Raw genomic sequence first — 20,277 nt, forward strand, 5'->3', positions numbered from 1 at the left:
CACGATGGCACGCAAGAGCACCAAGGCGGTCAAGGCCGACCTGTCCGCGTTCGACCAGGCCGGTGCGCGGGTGCTGAACAACCCGCTCACCACCGAGGTGGAGGACTCCTACCTGGAGTACGCCTACTCGGTCATCCACTCCCGGGCGCTTCCGGACGCGCGGGACGGGCTCAAGCCCGTGCACCGGCGGATCCTCTTCTCGATGAGCGAGCAGGGGCACCGCCCCGACCGGGGGCACGTGAAGTCCTCCCGGGTCGTGGGTGACGTCATGGGTAAGTACCACCCGCACGGCGACAGCGCGATCTACGACGCCATGGTCCGCATGGCCCAGGACTTCTCGCTCAACGTCCCGCTCATCGACGGGCACGGCAACTTCGGCTCCCCGGACGACGGGCCCGCCGCGTCGCGGTACACCGAGGCCCGCATGTCCCGCGAGGCGATGCTGCTCGTCGGCGAGCTCGACGAGGGCACCGTCGACTTCAAGCCCAACTACGACGGCTCCCTGCAGGAGCCGTCGGTGCTGCCCGCCGCCTTCCCCAACCTGCTGGTCAACGGCTCGTCCGGGATCGCGGTCGGCATGGCGACGAACATGATCCCGCACAACCTCGCCGAGATCGTGGCCGCGACCCGCTGGCTGATCAACCACCCGGCGGCGAGCCTGGACAAGCTCATGGAGTTCGTCCCCGGCCCCGACCTGCCCACCGGCGGTCTGCTCCTCGGCCTCGACGAGGTCCGCCGGGCCTACGAGACCGGCCGCGGCGTGGTCCGCATGCGCGGCCGGGTCGAGATCGGGCTGCTGGAGGGCAGCCGCGGGCGCCAGGCGATCACGGTCACCGAGCTGCCCTACGGCATCGGCGCCGAGAAGGTGATCGAGAAGATCACCGACGAGGTCAACAAGACCAAGCGGCTGCAGGGCATCGCCGACGTCAAGGACCTCACCGACCGGGAGAACGGCACCCGCCTGGTCATCGAGTGCAAGGTCGGCGTCAACCCGCAGGCGCTGCTGTCCGACCTCTACCGGCTCACCCCGCTGGAGCAGTCCTTCGGCGTCAACAACCTCGTCCTCGTCGACGGCCAGCCCCAGACCCTCGGCCTCAAGGCGCTGCTGGAGGTCTTCCTGCAGCACCGCTACGAGGTGGTGACCCGGCGCACCGAGTTCCGCCGCAAGAAGCGCCAGGACCGCCTGCACCTGGTCGACGGCCTGCTCATCGCCCTGCTCGACATCGACCGGGTGATCGCCCTGATCCGCGACAGCGACAACGCGGCCGCGGCCAAGGCCGGGCTGATGAGCGAGTTCGGGCTCACCGACGTCCAGGCCACCTACATCCTCGACACCCCGCTGCGGCGGCTCACCCGCTACGACCGCATCGAGCTGGAGGCCGAGCAGCAGCGCCTCAACGAGGAGATCGCGGCGCTGAGCCAGATCCTCGACGACGAGAAGGTGCTCAAGAAGGTCGTCTCCGACGAGCTCGCCGCCGTCGCCAAGGAGCACGGGCAGCCCCGCCGCACCACCCTCATCGACGGCGACCTCAAGGAGGTCCTCGCGGCCTCGGTCCCGGCCGGCCCGCTCGAGGTCACCGACGACCCGTGCCAGGTCCTGCTGTCGGCGACCGGCCTCGTCGCCCGCACCGCCGCCGAGTCCGAGGAGGCCCCGGAGGGCAGCCGCAAGGCCGGCCGCGACAAGCACGACGCCGTCCGCGCGGTCGTGCACACCACGGCCCGCGGCCAGGTCCTGCTGGTCACGAGCCGCGGCCGCGCCTTCAAGGTCGACGTGTTGCCCCTGCCGGTCCTGCCCGACCAGCCCGGCACCGTCTCCCTGCGCGGCGGCATGTCCACGTCGGAGCTGGTCCCGCTGGAGTCCGGCGAGACGGTGGTCGGCCTCGCGCCGCTCGCCGACCGCGAGTCGGGCTCCCCGGGCCTCGCCCTCGGCACGCGCAACGGCCAGGTGAAGATCTGCGCCCCCGAGTGGCCCGTGCGCTCCGACGAGTTCGAGGTCATCGGCCTGCGCGACGGCGACGAGGTGATCGGCGCGACCTGGCTCACCGACGGCTCGGAGACCCTGGCCTTCGTGAGCAACGACGCGTCCCTGCTGCGCTTCCCGGCGAACCTGGTCCGCCCGCAGGGCCTCAAGGGCGGCGGCATGGCCGGCATCAACCTGGCCGACGGCGCCCAGGCCATCTTCTTCGGCGCCGTGGTCACGAAGGACCCGGAGCACGGCGAGCCGATGGTCGTCACGGCGACGATGGGCAACGCGAAGATGACGCCGTTGCGCCTCTACCCGGCGAAGGGCCGGGCGACGGGCGGCGTGCGCGCGCAGCGGTTCCTCAAGGGCGAGACCCACCTGGTGCTGGCCTGGATCGGCCCCCGCCCGGTGGCCTCGAACGCGAAGGGCGACGCCCGCGACCTGCCGCAGGCCGACTCCCGCCGCGACGGCTCGGGCGCCCAGCTGCGCGCCCCGGAGCTGATCGGCCACCTGGTCGAGCGCGGCTGAGGCCGCCGCTCGTCCCGGACGCGACGACGAAGGCCCGTTCCCGGCGGCGATGCCGGGGCCGGGCCTTCGTCGCGTCCTGGGGATGACCGGGGACTCCCCCACTACCGGGGCGCGACCCCCGGCCCGGCGGGTTCGAGACGCTCAGCTCGAACGCCTGCACCTCCCAGGACGTGATGGCGGCGGTCCGCTCGATGTTCAGCGGGAACGCCCCGGGATCGACGGGCTCCCCCAGGGCCGGCCAGATGCCGGGGTCTGCGTCACGGGCTTCGCCGGGCCGGTGCAGGCGGCCAGCCCGCGAACGCGACGCCGGCCGCCGCGGCACGGGCCCAGGTGCGCGGGGCAGCCATGCGTTCACGGTAGGCAGCTCGCGCAACGGTCGCCCCGGGATGAGTGTTTGCCCACGCGGGGGTGGGTAGAGCGGGGCCCGTGCTGACGAACCTGGCTCACCTGGACGCGCTGCGCGTCCGCATCGCGCCGCCGGCGACCGCCCGGCACACCACCTACCGGCTCGCCGAGGAGCCCGCCGTCGAGGTCGTCTGGACCTACGCCGAGGCCGGCCCCGGCGGCTACCGGCCGACCGGCGGCGACCCCGGCCAGGGCGCCTTCAACGCCGACGACATCGCCCGGGCCGCGATCGTGTACCTGCGGCACTGGCGCGCCACGGGCGACACCACGAGCCGGACGGCGGCGCGGCAGCTGCTGCGCGGGCTGTGCTACCTGCAGACCGCCCCCGCCGACGACACCGACCCCCGGGCCGGCAACGTGGTGCTGTGGCAGCAGGCCGACGGGCGGCTCAACCCGAGCGCCGATCCGGTCGAGCAGCCCGACCCGTCCGACGGTGGCGAGTCGGCGTGGCTGGCCCGCACGATCTGGGCGCTCGGCGAGGGGTTCGCGGCCTTCGACGGCGACGAGCCCGGGTTCGCCGGCTTCCTGCGCGCCCGGCTGCGCCTCGCGCTGGGTGCGGTGCGGCGGCAGGTGCTGCAGCGGTACGGCCAGTGGCGCATCGTCGACGACACGGCCACGCCCGCCTGGCTCATCGCCGACGGGGCCGATCTCACCGGCGAGGCGCTGCTCGGCCTGTGCGCGTACACCGCGCGCAGCGGCGACGAGGACGCCCGGAAGGTCCTCGAGCAGCTCGGCGAGGCGGTGACCGCGATGCGCACCGGCACCCCGTGGACGTGGCCGTTCGGGGCGGTCCTGCCCTACGGCCTGTCCCGCACCGAGTGGCACGGCTGGGCCGGGCTCGCCCCGGGCGCCCTCGCGCGCGTCTACGAGGTGTGCGGCGACCTCGGGGCCCGCGACGCCGCCCTCGCCGACGCGGCCTCGTTCACCCCGCACCTGCTCGTCGGCGGCGGCCCCGACAACCTGCGGGTCGCGCTGCCCGGCGCCCGGGAGGCGCTGACGCTGGACGGGGTGCAACTGGCCTACGGGGCCCACTCCCGCGTCGAGTCGCTGCTGGCCACCGCCCGCGCCACCGGCCGGCCCGCGCTGCGCACGCTCGCCGGGATCGCCGCCTCGTGGTTCTTCGGCAACAACCCGGCGGGCGCCCCGATGTACGACCCCGCGACCGGCGTCACCTACGACGGCATCGACCGGCCCGACGGGCTCGGGGTCGTGCACCGCGACGCCGGGGCCGAGTCCACGATCCACGGCCTGCTGGCGATGCTGGCCCTCGACGGCGACCCGCACACCGCCGCGATCGCCCGCATCGCCGAGCCCGCCCTGCGCATCGAGGGCACCGAGATGCACACGATGGCCCTCGCCGACCCGGGCACCGGCGCCCACCTCACCCTGCTGCGCAGCCTCGCCACGAGCATCCGCGCCGTCGACGTCGTCGTGCCGGGCGAGTCCCCGGCGACGGTGAGCGTGAACGACCCGGCCGGCGAGGAGATCGAGCACTACACGACGACGGCGGGCCGCATCCGGGTGCTCGTGCCCGCCGGGGGCTTCACGACCGTCGTGCAGCCGGGCGGCTGACGGTAAGTTTCACGCCCCGCCCGTGCTCATCCGTGATTGACACCGTCCGATGTTTGCCAGCCGGTGGTGACGCCGCACACACTGCGCCTACCTCGTGGGAGCCGAGCAACTCTGCCGCGCCCCGAACTCGAGGAGGTACCCCTTGGCAACCATCGCCAGAGGCGCGCTGTGGACGACCGTGGTCGCCGCCGCCGCACTCGTCGCGGCCACCCTGGTCGCGCCTGGCGCCGCGCACGCGCACGGCGTCGCGCTCGTCCCCGGCAGCCGCACCTACCTGTGCTACGTCGACGGACTGCAGGCCACCGGCCAGATCATCCCCACCAACCCGGCGTGCGCCGACGCCGTGGCGCAGGGCGGGCAGCAGCCGCTCTACGACTGGTTCGGCGTCCTGCGCTCCGACGCGGGCGGGCGCACCACCGGCTACATCAACGACGGTGAGATCTGCGGCGGCGGCACCACCAAGTACGCCGCGTACAACGCCGCCCGCACCGACTGGCCCACCACGCACCTGACCGCCGGGTCGACGATCCAGCTGCACTACAGCAACTGGGCCGCGCATCCGGGCACGTTCCACATGTACATGACCAAGAACGGCTGGGACCCGACGAGCCCGCTCAAGTGGTCGGACCTCGAGTCGTTCTGGAGCGCCACCGACCCGCCGCAGTCCGGCGGCCCGGGCGCGCTCAACTACTACTACTGGGACACCACGCTGCCGGCCAACCGGACCGGGCGGCACATCATGTTCATCCAGTGGGTCCGCTCCGACAGCCAGGAGAACTTCTTCAGCTGCTCGGACATCGTCTTCGACGGCGGGCACGGCGAGGTCACCGGCGTCAAGGGTGGCGGCACCGGGCCATCGGGCTCGGCGTCGCCGTCGCGTTCGGCGTCGGCGTCGCCCTCGGTGTCGCCGTCGGCGTCGCGATCCGCGTCGGCCTCCGCGTCGCCGTCGCGCTCGGTGTCGTCGTCCCCGGCGCCGGGCGGATCCGGGTGTACCGCGACCTGGGCGCTCCAGCCGAGCTCGTGGGCCGGGCACTTCCAGGTCCAGGTCACCGTGAAGAACAACGGCTCGTCGACGCTCAACGGCTGGACGGTCCGCTGGACGTACACGGGCGGGCAGGGCTTCGAGGGCGCGCCGTGGAACGGCACCCTCGTCGGCCAGCCCCCGAACGTCGCCGTGTCGAACGTCGACTGGAACAAGGTCCTCGGACCCGGCGCCAGCACGTCGTTCGGCTTCAACGCCACGGGTACCGCGCCCGCCACCGCCCCGGCGCTGACCTGCTCGAGTCCCTGACCGTTCGTCCGCTCGCGGCGCCCGCATCCCCGGTGGTGCGGGCGCCGCCCGATCAGTTGAGGCCCCCGTGACCCACTCCGCACCCGGCGGGACCCGCGTCCGCCACCCGGCCGCCCCCGACGAACCCGCCCGCCGTCACCGCCGCGGCCTCGCGCCCGTGTGGCGGTACAGCATCGGCTTCGCCGCGATCCTCGCCCTGCTCGGCGCGATCGTCTTCGTCACCCAGCAGCAGTCGCCGGCCCCGCCGCCGCCGAAGGAGACCGTGCACAGCGTCGAGGGGGCGCTGGGCAACCGGCAGGCGGCGACCCTGGACGTCGTCAGCGGCGCCGAGTCCGTGATCATCCACGCCGAACCGCTCGACGGGCTGCTGTACCGTGCCTCGACCCTGCCCGGCAGCAAGGTCGAGCCGGTCGCGGCCGAGTCGGGCGACGACGTCAAGCTCAGCCTGAACGGCACCGAGATCGCCGGCCAGGCGACCGTCCACGTGTACCTCAACGACAAGGTCCGCTGGACGCTCAACCTCGCCGGCGGCGGGCTGCGCCAGGTCGTCGACTTCGGCGGCGGCCGCCTCGCCGGGATCGAGGTCGCGGCGGGGGTGCAGGAGCTCGACGTGACGGTACCGAAGCCGGAGGGCACCATGTCGATCCACGTCGGCGGCGTCGGGCGGCTCGCGGTGCATGCCCCGAACGGGGTGCCCGCGCAGCTGCGGCTCGGCGACCACGGCACCATCGGCGAGGTGCGCCTCGACGACAAGGTGACCAAGAACGTGGCCGGCGGCGCGACCCTCGCCACCGGCGCGGACTACGCCACGGCCACGGACCGGTACGACCTGCAGGTCGGCACCGCGGCCGCGGCCGTCTCCGTGGACCGGCGCCCCTGAGTCTGCGTGGGGCCGGCGTCTCTACGCGGTCGGCTGTGGCTCGGGGTGCCGCCGCCGCTGGGACGGCGGCCCTACGCGGTCGCCCGTGGCTCGGGGTGTCGTGGCCGGTGGGACGGCGGCCCTACGCGGTCGCCCGTGGCTCGGGGTGTCGTGGCCGGTGGGACGGCACTCCGAGCGCGGGCAGCTTGAGCAGCGAGACCTCCGGCGACTGGCCGGACAGCACCATGAGCCGGCGCATGCTGAGCCGCACCAGGTGGTGCGAGACGAAGAACAGCCACCCGGCCAGCGGCAGCTCCACCAGGAACGCGGTGGCCAGGCTGACCCACCGGTCCGGCCCCGACGCGGTCATGATGTCGAACCAGGCGTCGCACGCGAGCAGCGTCCCGCTCACGAGCGCCGCGAGCACGACGACCTGCCGCCGGCGCAGCGCCGCCCAGGCCGTGAACCCGAGCGCGACCATGAGCGCCACGTCGAAGCCGACCCACGTGAGGTCCCAGTTCCCCGCGAGGTACTGCGGCGGCAACCGCAGGGCGAGCGCGATGACCCACGGGATCATGAGGACGCTCGCGACGCCGATGACGATGACGAACCGGCGGCGCGCGCGCTCGGTGGCCGCGACGGAGCGCCGGGCGGGGCGGGGCTGCAGCCGGGCGAGCCGGCGCGCGAGGTCGGCGCGCTCGGCGGCGGTCATCGACTGCAGGTCGGCGTCGGCGATCACGTCAACGACAGTACGTCGCGTTGGGTGCGCGGACGGGTGCTGACAGCGGGCTCCCAGCAAACCCTGACGTGACCCGAACATGGAGCTTCGGGGGGCGTGGGCGGAAATGTCGGACACCAGGCTCCGGAGCGCCGTTGCAGCGGCGCTGCCGTCAGGCTCTGCGCGAAGCCGTTGCAGCCGAACGCGGGCCGAAGGAAGAGCGCCCCTCGGCCCGCGCGCGGTCAGTTCGCGACCACTCAGCGGCCGCGCAGGGCCCGGTAGCGGCCCACCAGGCCCGCCGTGGAGCCGTCCAGCGCCGACAGGTCCGGGCTGTCCGAGGTCAGCGCCGGCTCGATGCGCTTCGCCAGGACCTTGCCCAGCTCGACGCCCCACTGGTCGAAGGAGTCGATGTCCCAGATCGCGCCCTGGACGAAGACCTTGTGCTCGTACAGCGCGATCAGCTGTCCCAGCACGTGCGGCGTGAGCTCGTCGGCGAGGATCGTCGTCGTCGGGCGGTTGCCGCGGAAGGTGCGGTGCGGCACCTCGGCCTCCGCCACGCCCTCGGCGGCCACCTGCTGCGACGTCTTGCCGAACGCGAGTGCCTGGCCCTGCGCGAAGAGGTTCGCCATGAGCAGGTCGTGCTGCTCGCGCAGCGGGCCGAGTTCCGCGACGGGCTGGGCGAAGCCGATCAGGTCCGCGGGGATGAGCTCGGTGCCCTGGTGGATCAGCTGGTAGTAGGCGTGCTGGCCGTTGGTGCCGGGCGTGCCCCAGACGATCGGGCCGGTCGCCCAGTCCACGGGCTTGCCCTCGTGGTCGACCGACTTGCCGTTGGACTCCATGTCGAGCTGCTGCAGGTAGGCCGTGAACCGCGACAGGTAGTGGCTGTACGGGAGCACGGCGTGGGTCTGGGCGTCGTGGAAGTCGCGGTACCAGATGCCGAGCAGGCCCAGCAGCAGCGGCGCGTTGGCCTCGGGGGGCGCGGTGCGGAAGTGCTCGTCCATCTGGTGGAAGCCGGCGAGCATGGCGCGGAAGCCGTCCGGGCCGAGCGCGATCATCAGGGAGAGGCCGATGGCGGAGTCGTAGGAGTACCGGCCGCCGACCCAGTCCCAGAACTCGAACATGTTCGTCGTGTCGATGCCGAACTTCGCGACCTCGCCCGCGTTCGTCGACACGGCCACGAAGTGCTTGGCCACGGCCGCGTCGTCGCCGAGGGCGTCGAGCAGCCACCGGCGCGCGGCGGTCGCGTTCGTGATCGTCTCGATCGTCGTGAACGTCTTCGACGACACGATGAACAGCGTGGTCGCCGGGTTCGCGTCGCGCACGGCCTCGTGCAGGTCGGCGCCGTCGACGTTGGAGACGAACTTGAAGGTCAGGGAGCGGTCGGTGAAGGCCCGCAGCGCCTCGTACGCCATCGCCGGGCCGAGGTCCGACCCGCCGATGCCGATGTTGATCACGGTCGTGATGCGCTCGCCGGTGTACCCGGTCCACTCCCCCGACCGGATGCGGTCCGCGAACGCCGACATCCGGTCGAGCACGGCGTGGACCTTCGGCACCACGTTCTCGCCGTCCACGATGATCTCGGCGTCGCGCGGCGCCCGCAGCGCGGTGTGCAGCACCGCCCGGTGCTCGGTGAAGTTGATCTTTTCGCCGCGGAACATCCGGTCGCGCAGCTCGAACACGCCGCGGGCGGCCGCGAGGTCCTGCAGCAGGCGCAGCGTCTCGTCGGTGACGAGGTGCTTGCCGTAGTCGAGGTAGAGGTCGCCGGCCTGCAGCGCGTACCGGCGGCCCCGGTCGGGATCTTCGGCGAACAGGTCGCGCAGGTGAACCTCTCCGAGTTCCGCGCGGTGCTTGACCAGCGCGGCCCACTCGGGCAGATGGTTGAGCCGAGGCATCAGGAAGCTCCTAGCGAGTCAGCGTGGTGACACTCCACCCGCTGATTCTGCCCCTTTCGCGTCCGTCTCGTCGTCGCTGTCCCGATCTTGTGTGACGGACGGGACCACGCCCGGCCGTGCGGGCCGCTCGTGACGGGCTCAGCGCGAGGAGTGCCCGATCGCGTCGCGCGACGCGGCCGAGGCGCCGATCGCGGCCGGGTCCGCCCGATCGGCCGGGTCCGCCGGGAACGCCGCGTCCGCCCGATCGGCCGGGTCCGCCGGGAACACCGCGTCCGCCCGATCGGCCGGGCCGGCCGGGTCGGCCGCGTCCGCCGGGTCGGCGGCCGGGTCCGGCAGGGCTTGCGGTGCCCGGTTGCGCCGCCGGCGCAGGCCCTCCGCCACGGCCGCGGCGGTCGCGAGGGCGATCACGAGCAGGACGGTGCCGGTCGGCACCTCGAAGAGCTTCAGCGCGCTGGCGATGAGCACGACGATGAGCGCGGCCCGCACCACGCCCGCCGGCGCCCGCGAGGACAGCCGGGCCCCGATGAGCACGCCCGGCACCGAGCCGATGAGCACCGCCGCGGCGAGGTCGAGCTTGAGGTCGCCGAAGATCGCGTGCCCGAGCGCGGCCGAGAACACCAGCGGGATGGCCTGCACCAGGTCGGTGCCGACGAGGTCGCGGGGGCGCAGCGCCGGGTACAGCGCGAGGAGGATCACGATGATGAGCGACCCGGACCCGACGGAGGTCATGCCGACGACGAGGCCGCCGAGCGCGCCGAGCAGCACGGTGGGCACCGGCCGGACCTTGATCGGGGCCGCGGGGCCGTCGTCGCCGGCCGAGCTCTTCCGGTACGCCTTGACGAGCAGCCCCACCACCGCGAGCAGCAGCGCCGCCCCGAGGGCCAGCCGCACCACGTCCTGCACCCGGTCGCCGGCGCCGATCGCGCGCATGAGCAGCACGCCGGCGAACGCGCTCGGCACGCTGCCGAGGCACAGCCACCGCACCAGCCCCCAGTTGACGGACCCGCGCCGGGCGTGCACCCAGCCGCCGAACGGCTTCATCACGGCGGAGGCGGCGAGGTCGCTGGACACGGCGGCGAGCGGCGGCACGCCGAAGAACAGCACCAGGATCGGCGTCATGAGCGCGCCGCCGCCCATCCCGGTCAGCCCGACGACGATCCCGACTCCGAGCCCGGCGAACGCAAGCAACGGATCCATGCCGAGAAGTCTGGCTCCGAAACCCGATTTTGTCCACTAAGTAGGTCGACAAAGGTGAGAAGTCAGCCGGGAGGATGAGCACCCAGCGTGACCCGCTCCCGGCCGAACTGCGCGGACGCCCGGATTCGATGACGCTGTGTGACCGGTGCCGTCGGACTGATAGCTGGCCCGGGTGACGACCGCGGACCTGGCAGCGACGGCGCGCAGCGCCGAGCGGTGACTGGCGGGAGCGACGGTCCGCACCCCGGCGGACCCGAGTCATGGGCCGGCACGCGACGGCGGCCCCGGGCGCGCGTGAACGCCCGGGGCCGCCGCGGAACCTGCGCGCGGGTCAGTCCACCTCGACCGCGGCGGCGGCGAACTGGGCCGAGTAGAGCCGTGCGTACGCGCCGCCCGCCGCCAGCAGCGCGTCGTGCGTCCCCTGCTCCACGATCGACCCGTGCTCCATGACGAGGATCAGGTCGGCGTCGCGGATCGTGGACAGGCGGTGCGCGATGACGAAGCTCGTCCGGCCCGCCCGCAGCGTGCTCATCGCCCGCTGGATGAGCACCTCGGTGCGGGTGTCGACCGAGCTCGTCGCCTCGTCCAGGATGAGGATCGTCGGCTCGGCCAGGAACGCCCGGGCGATCGTGATGAGCTGCTTCTCCCCCGCCGAGACGCCCGCGCCCTCCTCGTCGATGACGGTGTCGTAGCCCTCCGGCAGGGTGCGCACGAACCGGTCGGCGTGCGCGGCCTCGGCCGCCGCCGCGATCTTCTCCGGCGTCGGGTGGTCGGCGCCGTAGGCGAGGTTCTCCGCGATGCTGCCCTGGAACAGCCAGGTGTCCTGCAGCACCATGCCGATCTGCTCGCGCAGCTCGTCGCGCGACATCGCGGCGATGTCCACGTCGTCGAGCAGGATCCGCCCGCCGGTCAGGTCGTAGAAGCGCATGACGAGGTTCACCAGCGTCGTCTTGCCCGCGCCGGTCGGGCCGACGATCGCGACCGTCTGGCCGGGCTCGACGCTCAGCGACAGGTCCTCGATGAGCGGCTCGTCCTGCTTGTAGCGGAACGACACGTGCTCGAAGGTGACCTTGCCCCGGACCTGGGCCGGGCGCGCCGGGGCGGCCGGCTCCGGGGCCTGCTCCTCGGCGTCGAGCAGCTGGAAGACCCGCTCGGCCGAGGCGATGCCGGACTGCACGAGGTTCGACATCGCGGCGACCTGGGTCAGGGGCTGGGAGAACTGCCGGGAGTACTGGATGAACGCCTGCACATCGCCCAGCGTCATCGTGCCCGAGGCCACCCGCAGGCCGCCGACCACGGCGACGAGCACATAGTTGATGTTGCCGATGAACATCATCGCGGGCTGGATGAGCCCGGAGATGAACTGGGCCCGGAACGCCGAGGCGAACAGCGCCTCGTTGTGCTCCTCGAACGTCTTGGCCGCCTCCGCCTGCCGGCCGAAGATCTTCACGACCGAGTGGCCGGTGAACATCTCCTCGATATGGCCGTTGAGCCGGCCGGTGCTCGCCCACTGCTTGACGAACTCCGGCTGGGACTTCTTGCCGATGCGGGCCGTGATGACCACCGACACCGGCACGGTGACGAGCGCGATCACGGCCAGCAGCGGGGAGATCCAGAACATCATGCCGAGCACCGCGACGATCGTCAGCAGCGACGTGAGCAGCATGGACAGCGACTGCTGCAGGGTCATCGCGATGTTGTCGGTGTCGTTGGTGGCGCGGGACAGCACCTCGCCGCGGGCCTGCCGGTCGAAGTAGCTCAGCGGCAGCCGGGCGAGCTTGGCCTGGACCTGCTCGCGCAGCCGGTACACGGTGCGCTGCACGATGACCGTCGTCAGCCGGGCCTGCAGCAGGCCGAGGATCCAGGCGAAGAGGTACACCACCGCGACGCCGAGCAGCACCCGCTCGAGCCGGTCGAAGTCGATGCCCCGGCCCGGCACCAGGTTGCTCATGCCGCCGAGCAGGTCGGCGAACGCGTTGTCGCCCCGGGCCCGCAGCGCCTCGATGGCCTGTTCCTTGGTGGTGCCGGCCGGGATCTTCTTGCTGATGATGCCCTCGAAGATCACGTCGGTGGCGTGGCCGAGCAGCCGCGGGCCGAGCGTGGAGAGCACGACGCTGGCGATGCCGAAGACCAGCACCGCGACCACGATGAAACGGTCCGGGGCGAGCATCTTCAGCAGCCGCTTGGCCGAGCCCTTGAAGTCCTCGATCTTCGCCGGAGGGCCGCCGGCGCCCATCATCATGCGCCCGGGGCCGAAGCCCGGTCCGCCGCCGGGCCGCGCGCCACCGCCGGGAGCGCCGCCGGGCCGAGCTGGTGCCGTCATGCCGCGGCCTCCGCTTCCGTCAACTGCGAGAGCACGATCTCTCGGTACGTCTCGTTGCCGTCCATGAGTTCCTGGTGCGTGCCGGTGCCCACGACCCGGCCCTCGTCGAGCACGACGATGCGGTCGGCGTCGCGGATGGTGCTCACCCGCTGGGCGACGATGACCACGGTCGCGTCGGCGATCTCGAGGCGCAGCGCCTCGCGCAGGGCCGCGTCGGTGGCGTAGTCGAGCGCGGAGAAGGAGTCGTCGAACAGGTACACCTCGGGCCGGGCCACCAGCGTCCGGGCGATCGCGAGCCGCTGCCGCTGCCCGCCGGAGACGTTGGTGCCGCCCTGGGCGATCGGCGCCTGCAGCCCCTCGGGCATGGCCCGCACGAACTCGGCCGCCTGCGCGACCTCCAGGGCCCGCCACAGCTCCTCGTCGGTGGCGTCGGGCCGGCCGTAGCGCAGGTTGGAGGCGACGGTGCCGGAGAACAGGTACGGCTTCTGCGGCACCATGCTGACCGTGCGCGCCAGCAGCGCGGGGTCGATGCGGCGCACGTCCACGCCGTCCACCAGCACCGTGCCGCCCGTCGCGTCGAACAGCCGCGGCACGAGGTTGAGCAGGGTCGTCTTGCCCGCGCCGGTACTGCCGATGATCGCCGTCGTCTGCCCGGGATGCGCGACGAGGTCCACGTCGGCGAGCACCGCCAGATCCGCGCCCGGGTAGTGGAAGGACACGCCGCGCAGCTCCAGCTCCCCGCGCACGTCGAGGCTCGTCACCGGGTCGGCCGGCGCCACGACGCTGGACTCGGTGCCGAGCACCTCCTGGATGCGCTCGGCGCACACCTCGGCCCGCGGGATCATGACGAACATGAACGTCGCCATCATCACCGACATGAGGATCTGCATGAGGTAGCTCAGGAACGCGGTCAGCGCCCCGACCTCCATGCCGCCGGTGTCGATCCGCTTCGCGCCGAACCACAGCACGAGGATGCTGGAGGCGTTCACGATGAGCATCACCGTCGGGAACATCAGCGACATCAGCCGGCCCGTGGCCAGGGACACCTCGCGCAGGTCGGCGTTGGTGCGGGCGAAGCGCCGCCGCTCGTGCTCGTCGCGGACGAACGCGCGGATGACCCGGATGCCGGTGATCTGCTCGCGGATGACCCGGTTCACCAGGTCGATGCGCACCTGCATGAGCCGGAACAGCGGCCGCATCCGCACCACGATGAGCGCGATCAGGATGATGAGCACGGGCACGACGACGAGCAGCAGGCCGGACAGCGGCACGTCCTGCTTCAGCGCCAGCACGATGCCGCCGAAGCACATGATCGGCGCCGACACCATGAGCGTGAACGTCATCAGGACCAGCATCTGGACCTGCTGGATGTCGTTGGTGGTGCGCGTGATGAGCGACGGGGCGCCGAGCTCGCCGACCTCGCGGGCCGACAGCTGCTGCACCTTCGCGAAGATCCCGGCCCGCACGTCGCGGCCCAGGGCCATCGCGGCGCGGGCGCCGAAGAACACGGCGGCGGCCGAGCACACGATCTGCAGCAGCGACACGCCGAGCATGAAGCCCCCGACGCGCAGGATGTAGCCGGTGTCGCCGGTCACGACGCCGCGGTCGATGATGTCGGCGTTGAGGGTCGGCAGGTACAGCGTGGCGAGCGTCTGCACCAGCTGCAGCACCACCACCAGGGTGATCGGCCCGCGGTAGGGCCGCAGGTATGTTCGCAGCAGACGGATCAGCATCGGTCAGGCGTCTCCAGGGTCGGATGGGACGTGCAGGAGGCCGTCGAGCAGGACGGCGACGATCTCGTCCGGCGTGAACTCCTCGTGCGGCAGGTCGCCCCGCACGGTGCTCACGACCAGGGCGAACAGCAGCCGGGACGTGGCCGCCGGGCTGCGGCGCAGCAGGTGCTTGTCGGGTTCGATCAGCTCGGCGACGGCGTCGGAGAGCCGGCGCCGGCCGTCCACCAGCGCGGCGAACGGCGAGGAGTCCAGGGGCATGGTGCGGGCGAGCATCATGAGCGGCACCGAGCCCTCGACCCGGCGCATCAGGATCGCCGCGGCGGCGCTGAGCCGCTCACGCAGCGTCGAGCCGGGGTCGATCGCGGACAGGGCGCGCAGCACCGGCTCCGGCTCGAAGGCCGAGCAGAGCGCCGCGGACAGCAGCGACGCCTTGTCCGGGAAGACGCCGAAGATGGTGCCCTCGGCGACCCCCGCGGCCTCGGCGATCTGCCGGGTGGTGACGGCCGCCCCGTGGGTGCGCAGCAGCGGCAACGTGGCGGCGATGAGCGCCGCGCGCCGCTCGTCGGGAGCCAGCGCGGGCACGCGCCGGCGACGGGTCTCGGCATTCACGGGCTCACTGTAATGAGCGAGCACTCACTCGTACAAGCGATTTCACCCTGAGCCGAGTTGCAACCACGTGGCAACGGCCCGTAATCACACGCCGCTCCCCCACGACCGGACGATGATCCCACTAGAACCGGAAGGGAAGGCCCGCCATGCGCGACGTCGACGAGGAAGCCCGGCTGTCCGCCCTGCACAGCTACGGCGTGCTCGACGCGCCGCGCCCGAAGGCCCTCGACGAGCTCACCCAGCTCGGCGTGTCGGTCTTCGACACCACCATGTCGACCGTCACGCTCGTCGACCGCGACCGGCAGTGGTTCGCCGGCAAGACCGGCCTGGCCCTCGACGAGACCCCGCGCGCCATCTCCTTCTGCGCCGAGACCATCCCGACCCGCCGCACCCTCGTCGTCTCCGACGCCCGCGCCGACGCGCACTTCCGCGACTACCCCAACGTCACCGGCGACCCGTACATCCGCTTCTACGCCGGCGCCCCGCTCATCGACGACGACGGGCACGTGCTGGGCACCTTCTGCGTCAAGGACGACCGCCCCGGCGACCTCGGGCCCCGCCGGCAGGAGGCCCTCGAGACCCTCTCCCGCCAGGCGACCGGGCACCTGTCGCTCATGCGCAGCCGCCTGATGCTCGCCGAGCTCGGCGACGAGCTCGCCCGCACGACCCAGCGCGAGGAGGACCTCATCGCGACCATCTCGCACGAGCTGCGCACGCCGGTGACGGCGATCCAGGGGTACCTCGAGCTGCTCGCCGACGACGAGCGCCTCGCCGGATACAACCGCCTGGTCGAGCCCATCTACCGCAACGGCCGGCGCCTCGTCGGCATGGTCGAGCACCTGCTCACCGGCACCCGCCCCGCCGACGCCCCGCTGCTGCTGCACCGCAGCCCCGTGGAGCTGCACATGGTCCTCACCGCCGCGGTCCAGGCCGGCAGCGCCCTCGCCGAACCCCGCGGCGTCGAGGTCGTCGTGGAGCCGCCGGCCGAGGCCTCCGTCGTGTCCGTCGACGCCGCCCGGCTCACCCAGGCCGTGCAGCAGCTGGTCCGCAACGCGATCCTGTTCACCCCGGCCGGCGGCAAGGTCACCGTCCGCGCCGTCCGCGTCCCGAACCCGGCGATCGAGGTGTCCGACACCGGCGTGGGCATCCCGCCGGACGAGCTGCCCTACGTCTTCCAGCGCTTCTTCCGCGGCCGCCACGCCCGCCGCCAGGCCGTCCCCGGCGTCGGCCTCGGCCTGCACATCGCGCAGGAGACCGCCGCGGCCCACGGCGGGCGGATCACCCTGAGCTCCGCCGGGGCCGGCACCACGGCCCGGCTCAGCCTGCCGTAGGCGGCGGCACCGGCCGCGGACGCGACCGAGCTGCCGGCCCGCCGTCCCCGTCGGCCGGGCCGACGGCCCCGGCGCCGCGGGACCGCCCCCCGACCCTGTCACCGGCCGGCGCGGAGCAGGCGGAACAGCGTGAGCCACTGCTCCGGCCACACCAGCCCGACCGGCGTGCGGGTGTCCAGCCGCAGCGCCCGGAACGCCCCGGCGACCCGCGCCGCCGGGAACCGTCGCGCCAGCGACGCATACAGGGAGCCCCCGACGCCGCTGAAACCCAGATGCACGATGCCGCGGTACGTCCCGAGCCCGCCCGCCTCCACCAGCGGCACCGGGCGCCGGGTCAACCGCAGCAGCCCGCCGTCGACCCGCGGCACCGGCCGGAACGCGGCCCGCGGCACCCGCCCGGCCAGCCGCCAGTCGACCTCCGGCCACGTCTCGATCGTCAGCCGCGACCAGCGCCCGTAGTCCCCGGCCCGCTTGCGCGCGTACTCCAGCTGGGTCAGCAGCGTCGCCGACGTCAGCCCCGGCGCCCGCAGGCACCAGTCGACGACCCCGGACGTCAGCGCGAACGGGATGTTGCCCACCACCGCGAACGGCTCCGGCGGCGGCGCGGCGGCCAGGAAGTCGGCCACCCGCACGGTCAGCCCGCCGAGGCGCGGCAGCGCGGCGGCCATCCCCGGATCGACCTCGAACGCGACCACCCGGCCGGCCCGGCGCACCAGCTCCTCGGTGAGCCGGCCCCGCCCGGCCCCGACCTCGAACACGAGATCACCACGGCGCAGGGCCGCGGCATCGGCGACGCGGCGCACGGCCGCCGGATCCATCAGAAAGTTCTGCCCGTAGACGCGCCGGGCGCGCGGATGGGCAGCGGAAAAGCGAGACATGACCAGGTTCCCTGTTCGTTCGCGGCGAATGCGGACGCGGAAGGGCCCCGGTACTGCACCTAGCGTTCTCGACCTGGAAGTTCCCGGTTCGTGGTGACGGGCGTCAGGCCTGGCAGACCAGGGCACGACGCCGGAAACGCAGACGCGCGGCCGGCATCACGGCCGCCCGCATCAGGGCATGCGTCGTGGTGGTCATCGCCGGAAGCTATCAGAACGGCGGACGCTCGCGCGCGGCATTTACGAACTCGCGAATCAGCGGGCCGCGCCGCCCCGCCGGTCGTGCCTGCCCAGACTCGCGCGAAGCGCGGCAGCGGGCCGGCGGTGCCCGAGCGCCGCGCGCCGCCGCGCGAGCCCCGGCGAGACGGGTCTTGGCGCCCGGCCCCCGCCCGGGGCACCGTTGAGCCCATGGAGCCAGTCGCACTCGCCGGCCGGCGCGTCGCCGTCCTCGGCGGCACCTCCGGCATCGGCCTGGCCACCGCCCGGGCCGCGGCCGCCCTCGGCGCGGAGGTGGCCGTCGTCGGCAGCCGCCCGTCCCGGGTGGCGAAGGCCCTGGCGGAGCTCCCGGCCGGGGCCACGGGCCACGCCGCCGACCTGACCGACGAGTCCGCCCTGACCGCGACGGTGACCGCCCTGGGGCCGATCGACCACCTGGCGTACACCGCCGGCGAGCCCCTGGTGCTCACCCCGCTGGCCGACCTGGACACCAAGACCGCGGCGGGCTTCTTCCGCCTGCGGTACTTCGGCGCCCTGGCCGCCGTCCGCGCCGCCACCCCGCACCTGCGCGACGGCGGCTCGATCACCCTGATCACGGGCACGGCGGCGGACCGCCCCGCGCCGGGCTGGACGGTGGGCGCGAGCCTGTGCGGCGCGATGGACGCGCTGACCCGGGCCCTGGCCGTGGAGCTGGCCCCGCGCATCCGCGTGAACGCGGTGAAGCCGGGCGTGATCCGCACGCCGCTGTGGTCCGCGCTGCCCGACGACGCCCGCGAGGCCCTGTTCCGCGACAACGCCGCCTCGGTCCCCCTGGCCCGCGTGGGCGAGGTCGGCGACGTGGCGCGGGCGTTCATCTACTGCATGACCCAGCCCTTCGCGACGGGCACCGTCATTCCGGTCGACGGTGGCGCTCTGGCCGCTTGACGTATCCGGGTCCGCCGCTTGACGTATCCGGGTCCGCTCGGACGGTCGCAGCGGGCGGCGCCCGGGAGCCCCGCGACCGCCTCACGTCGTGTTTCGCTTCCTAGGAAACTAGGAACTGGACACCGGCGGCGCGTGTCGGGCGCGTGCCCTCGCCCCGCCGGCCGGCGGGGCGAGGCCCGGGGCACCGACGCGGTGGCGGCGGGGTCCGGCGAAGTGCCGGGACCCTACGGCAGTTTCTCCACCCGCCGCGGAATCAGCAGCATCACGGCCACGCCGCACACGCCCACCACGGCCAGCGCCACGAACACGTTGTGCGACGCGGTGTAGAGGGCCGCCCGCACATAGTCCACGACGTTCGCCGGGGCCGTGCCGGCCCTCAGCAGGATCGTCGTGGCATCGGCGCCCGCGGTCAGGGACGGCTTCACGTCCGGCGGGGCGGCGGCGAAGCGGCGGTCCAGGGTCGTGTTCGCGATCGCGCCGAAGACGGCCGCGCCCACCGCGCTGCCGATCGAGCGCGAGAACATGTTCGTGCCCGTCACCACGCCGCGGCGGTCCCAGCCCACGACGGACTGCACGGCCACGAGCGTGGGGGCGGCGGCGAGGCCGAGACCGACGCCGACCACGAAGCAGGCGACGGAGGTCATCGCGACCGTGGTGGTCTCGGTGAGCAGGGCGCACATGACGGTACCGGCGATGATGACCGCGCCACCGATCAGCGCCGTGTTGCGAAAGCCGATGCGCAGGTAGACGCGGCCCGACAGCGTCGCCGCGATCGGCCAGCCCAGCGTCATCGCGGCGACCACGAACCCGGCGACGAGGGCGCTGGTGCCCAGGACACCCTGGGAGAAGTTGGGAATGTAGGAGCTCAGGCCGATGACGAGCGCGCCGACGGCGACCGCGGCCAGGTTGCCCCCGATGAGCGTGCGGTGCCGGAACACCCACAGCGGCAGCACGGGCTCGGCCGCGCGGCGCTCGACGAACACGAACGCCGTGATCATGGCCGCGCCGAGGGTGAAGATGACGATGCTCGGGGCGCTGGCCCAGGCCCACATGATGCCGCCCTCGAGGGTGGCCAGGATGAGCAGCGTGCACCCGGCGATGAGCAGCCCGGCGCCGAGGTAGTCGATGCGGTGCGCGCGGCGCTCGACGTTCTCCTTGAGGTGCCGGGCGAACATCCACGCCGCGAACAGGCCCAGCGGCAGGTTCACGAAGAAGATCCAGCGCCACGACAGGTAGTCGGCGAACACCCCGCCGAGGGTCGGGCCGACGACCGAGGAGACGCCCCAGACGCCGGCCACGTAGCCCTGGACGCGGGCGCGCTCCTCGACCGAGTACAGGTCGCCGATGATCGTCATGCTGATGGGCTGGATGGCGCCGGCGCCGATGCCCTGGATCGCGCGGAAGACGATGAGCGTGAGCATGCTCCAGGCGGCGCCGCACAGCACCGAGCCGAGCAGGAACGCGGCGATGCCGATGAACATGACCGGCTTGCGGCCGAGCACGTCGGCGAGCTTGCCGTACAGCGGGGTCGTGACGGCCGCGGTGAGCAGGTAGATCGAGAACAGCCACGGGAAGTGCGCGAACCCGCCCAGGTCGCGCACGACCGACGGCACGGCGGTGGCGATGATCGTGCTGTCCAGCGCGACCAGGCCGGTGGTCAGCATGACCGAGCCCAGGATCGGTCCGCGCTCCGAGCGCAGCCCGACCGCGGCGCGCTTGGTGAAAGTGGCCTCTTGCACGGACACACCTTACGACAGGGCCGAGATGTTCTCCTCCGGGCGACGCACCGACCCGGTGTCGGCCGGCGTCCACCTGGCCGCGCCGGGCCAGCCCGCCTCCCC

Annotated in this window: 14 protein-coding genes; 6 read left to right on the forward strand and 8 right to left on the reverse strand. The window is 73.1% G+C overall.

Going from position 1 to position 20,277, the window contains the following annotated elements:
* Nucleotides 1–4: 4 nt before the first annotated feature.
* The 4 genes from ACQP1P_RS29910 (at nucleotide 5) to ACQP1P_RS29925 (ending at nucleotide 6,639) form a co-directional block, all read left to right on the forward strand.
* Nucleotides 5–2,491 carry a DNA gyrase/topoisomerase IV subunit A gene (locus ACQP1P_RS29910; protein WP_433075760.1) on the forward strand — a complete coding sequence of 829 codons (2,487 nt, stop codon included), beginning with the start codon at nucleotides 5–7 and terminating at the stop codon, nucleotides 2,489–2,491.
* A gap of 426 nt (nucleotides 2,492–2,917) precedes the next feature.
* Nucleotides 2,918–4,468, forward strand: a complete 1,551-nt coding sequence (locus ACQP1P_RS29915) for a hypothetical protein (RefSeq protein WP_433075761.1) — start codon at nucleotides 2,918–2,920, stop codon at nucleotides 4,466–4,468.
* A 142-nt stretch (nucleotides 4,469–4,610) separates the two neighbouring features.
* Entirely contained in the window at nucleotides 4,611–5,759 is a 1,149-nt protein-coding gene (locus ACQP1P_RS29920) for a lytic polysaccharide monooxygenase (RefSeq protein ID WP_433075763.1), read from the forward strand.
* A gap of 67 nt (nucleotides 5,760–5,826) precedes the next feature.
* Complete coding sequence (locus ACQP1P_RS29925; protein ID WP_433075765.1) at nucleotides 5,827–6,639, forward strand: hypothetical protein; 813 nt, start codon at nucleotides 5,827–5,829, stop codon at nucleotides 6,637–6,639.
* A gap of 121 nt (nucleotides 6,640–6,760) precedes the next feature.
* Here the strand turns inward: ACQP1P_RS29925 and ACQP1P_RS29930 are convergent, their stop codons facing one another.
* The 6 genes from ACQP1P_RS29930 to ACQP1P_RS29955 form a co-directional block, all read right to left on the reverse strand.
* Nucleotides 6,761–7,357, reverse strand: coding sequence for a hypothetical protein (locus ACQP1P_RS29930; protein ID WP_433075767.1), 597 nt, complete (start codon nucleotides 7,355–7,357; stop codon nucleotides 6,761–6,763).
* 236 nt (nucleotides 7,358–7,593) lie between these two features.
* On the reverse strand, nucleotides 7,594–9,228 hold the full coding sequence (gene pgi, locus ACQP1P_RS29935; protein ID WP_433075769.1) for a glucose-6-phosphate isomerase: 1,635 nt from the start codon (nucleotides 9,226–9,228) through the stop codon (nucleotides 7,594–7,596).
* Between the two features lie 138 nt (nucleotides 9,229–9,366).
* Nucleotides 9,367–10,425 (reverse strand): sulfite exporter TauE/SafE family protein, encoded by a 1,059-nt coding sequence (locus ACQP1P_RS29940; protein WP_433075771.1) that lies wholly within the window; start codon nucleotides 10,423–10,425, stop codon nucleotides 9,367–9,369.
* A 331-nt stretch (nucleotides 10,426–10,756) separates the two neighbouring features.
* Nucleotides 10,757–12,748, reverse strand: coding sequence for an ABC transporter ATP-binding protein (locus ACQP1P_RS29945; protein ID WP_433075773.1), 1,992 nt, complete (start codon nucleotides 12,746–12,748; stop codon nucleotides 10,757–10,759).
* Nucleotides 12,745–14,481, reverse strand: a complete 1,737-nt coding sequence (locus tag ACQP1P_RS29950) for an ABC transporter ATP-binding protein (protein WP_433075775.1) — start codon at nucleotides 14,479–14,481, stop codon at nucleotides 12,745–12,747. Before ACQP1P_RS29950 ends, ACQP1P_RS29945 begins: the two co-directional genes overlap by 4 nt.
* Nucleotides 14,482–14,484: 3 nt before the next feature.
* Nucleotides 14,485–15,090, reverse strand: coding sequence for a TetR/AcrR family transcriptional regulator (locus ACQP1P_RS29955; protein WP_433075777.1), 606 nt, complete (start codon nucleotides 15,088–15,090; stop codon nucleotides 14,485–14,487).
* Nucleotides 15,091–15,236: 146 nt separating this feature from the next.
* Between ACQP1P_RS29955 and ACQP1P_RS29960 the strand changes: the two genes are divergently transcribed.
* Nucleotides 15,237–16,421, forward strand: coding sequence for a GAF domain-containing sensor histidine kinase (locus tag ACQP1P_RS29960; RefSeq protein ID WP_433075779.1), 1,185 nt, complete (start codon nucleotides 15,237–15,239; stop codon nucleotides 16,419–16,421).
* A gap of 98 nt (nucleotides 16,422–16,519) precedes the next feature.
* Here ACQP1P_RS29960 and erm read toward each other — a convergent pair whose 3' ends face one another.
* Entirely contained in the window at nucleotides 16,520–17,299 is a 780-nt protein-coding gene (erm, locus tag ACQP1P_RS29965; protein WP_433075781.1) for an ErmE/ErmH/ErmO/ErmR family 23S rRNA (adenine(2058)-N(6))-methyltransferase, read from the reverse strand.
* A 405-nt stretch (nucleotides 17,300–17,704) separates the two neighbouring features.
* Here erm and ACQP1P_RS29970 point away from each other — a divergent pair, with 405 nt between their 5' ends.
* Nucleotides 17,705–18,436, forward strand: a complete 732-nt coding sequence (locus tag ACQP1P_RS29970; RefSeq protein WP_433075783.1) for an SDR family oxidoreductase — start codon at nucleotides 17,705–17,707, stop codon at nucleotides 18,434–18,436.
* Between the two features lie 224 nt (nucleotides 18,437–18,660).
* On the opposite strand, the gene ACQP1P_RS29975 is transcribed toward ACQP1P_RS29970, so the two are convergent.
* On the reverse strand, nucleotides 18,661–20,175 hold the full coding sequence (locus ACQP1P_RS29975; protein WP_433075785.1) for an MFS transporter: 1,515 nt from the start codon (nucleotides 20,173–20,175) through the stop codon (nucleotides 18,661–18,663).
* Between the last annotated feature and the right edge of the window lie 102 nt (nucleotides 20,176–20,277).

The organism is Dactylosporangium sp. CA-052675, from assembly GCF_050947935.1.
Taxonomy (GTDB): Bacteria; Actinomycetota; Actinomycetes; order Mycobacteriales; family Micromonosporaceae; genus Dactylosporangium.

Excerpts from the sequence above, each read along its gene's own strand:
- ACQP1P_RS29910 (WP_433075760.1), top strand. The coding sequence starts at position 5 with ATGGCACGCAAGAGCACCAAGGCGGTCAAGGCCGACCTGTCCGCGTTC.
- pgi (WP_433075769.1), bottom strand. The coding sequence starts at position 9,228 with ATGCCTCGGCTCAACCATCTGCCCGAGTGGGCCGCGCTGGTCAAGCAC.
- ACQP1P_RS29940 (WP_433075771.1), bottom strand. The coding sequence starts at position 10,425 with ATGGATCCGTTGCTTGCGTTCGCCGGGCTCGGAGTCGGGATCGTCGTC.
- ACQP1P_RS29945 (WP_433075773.1), bottom strand. The coding sequence starts at position 12,748 with ATGACGGCACCAGCTCGGCCCGGCGGCGCTCCCGGCGGTGGCGCGCGG.
- ACQP1P_RS29950 (WP_433075775.1), bottom strand. The coding sequence starts at position 14,481 with ATGCTGATCCGTCTGCTGCGAACATACCTGCGGCCCTACCGCGGGCCG.
- ACQP1P_RS29960 (WP_433075779.1), top strand. The coding sequence starts at position 15,237 with ATGCGCGACGTCGACGAGGAAGCCCGGCTGTCCGCCCTGCACAGCTAC.
- erm (WP_433075781.1), bottom strand. The coding sequence starts at position 17,299 with ATGTCTCGCTTTTCCGCTGCCCATCCGCGCGCCCGGCGCGTCTACGGG.
- ACQP1P_RS29970 (WP_433075783.1), top strand. The coding sequence starts at position 17,705 with ATGGAGCCAGTCGCACTCGCCGGCCGGCGCGTCGCCGTCCTCGGCGGC.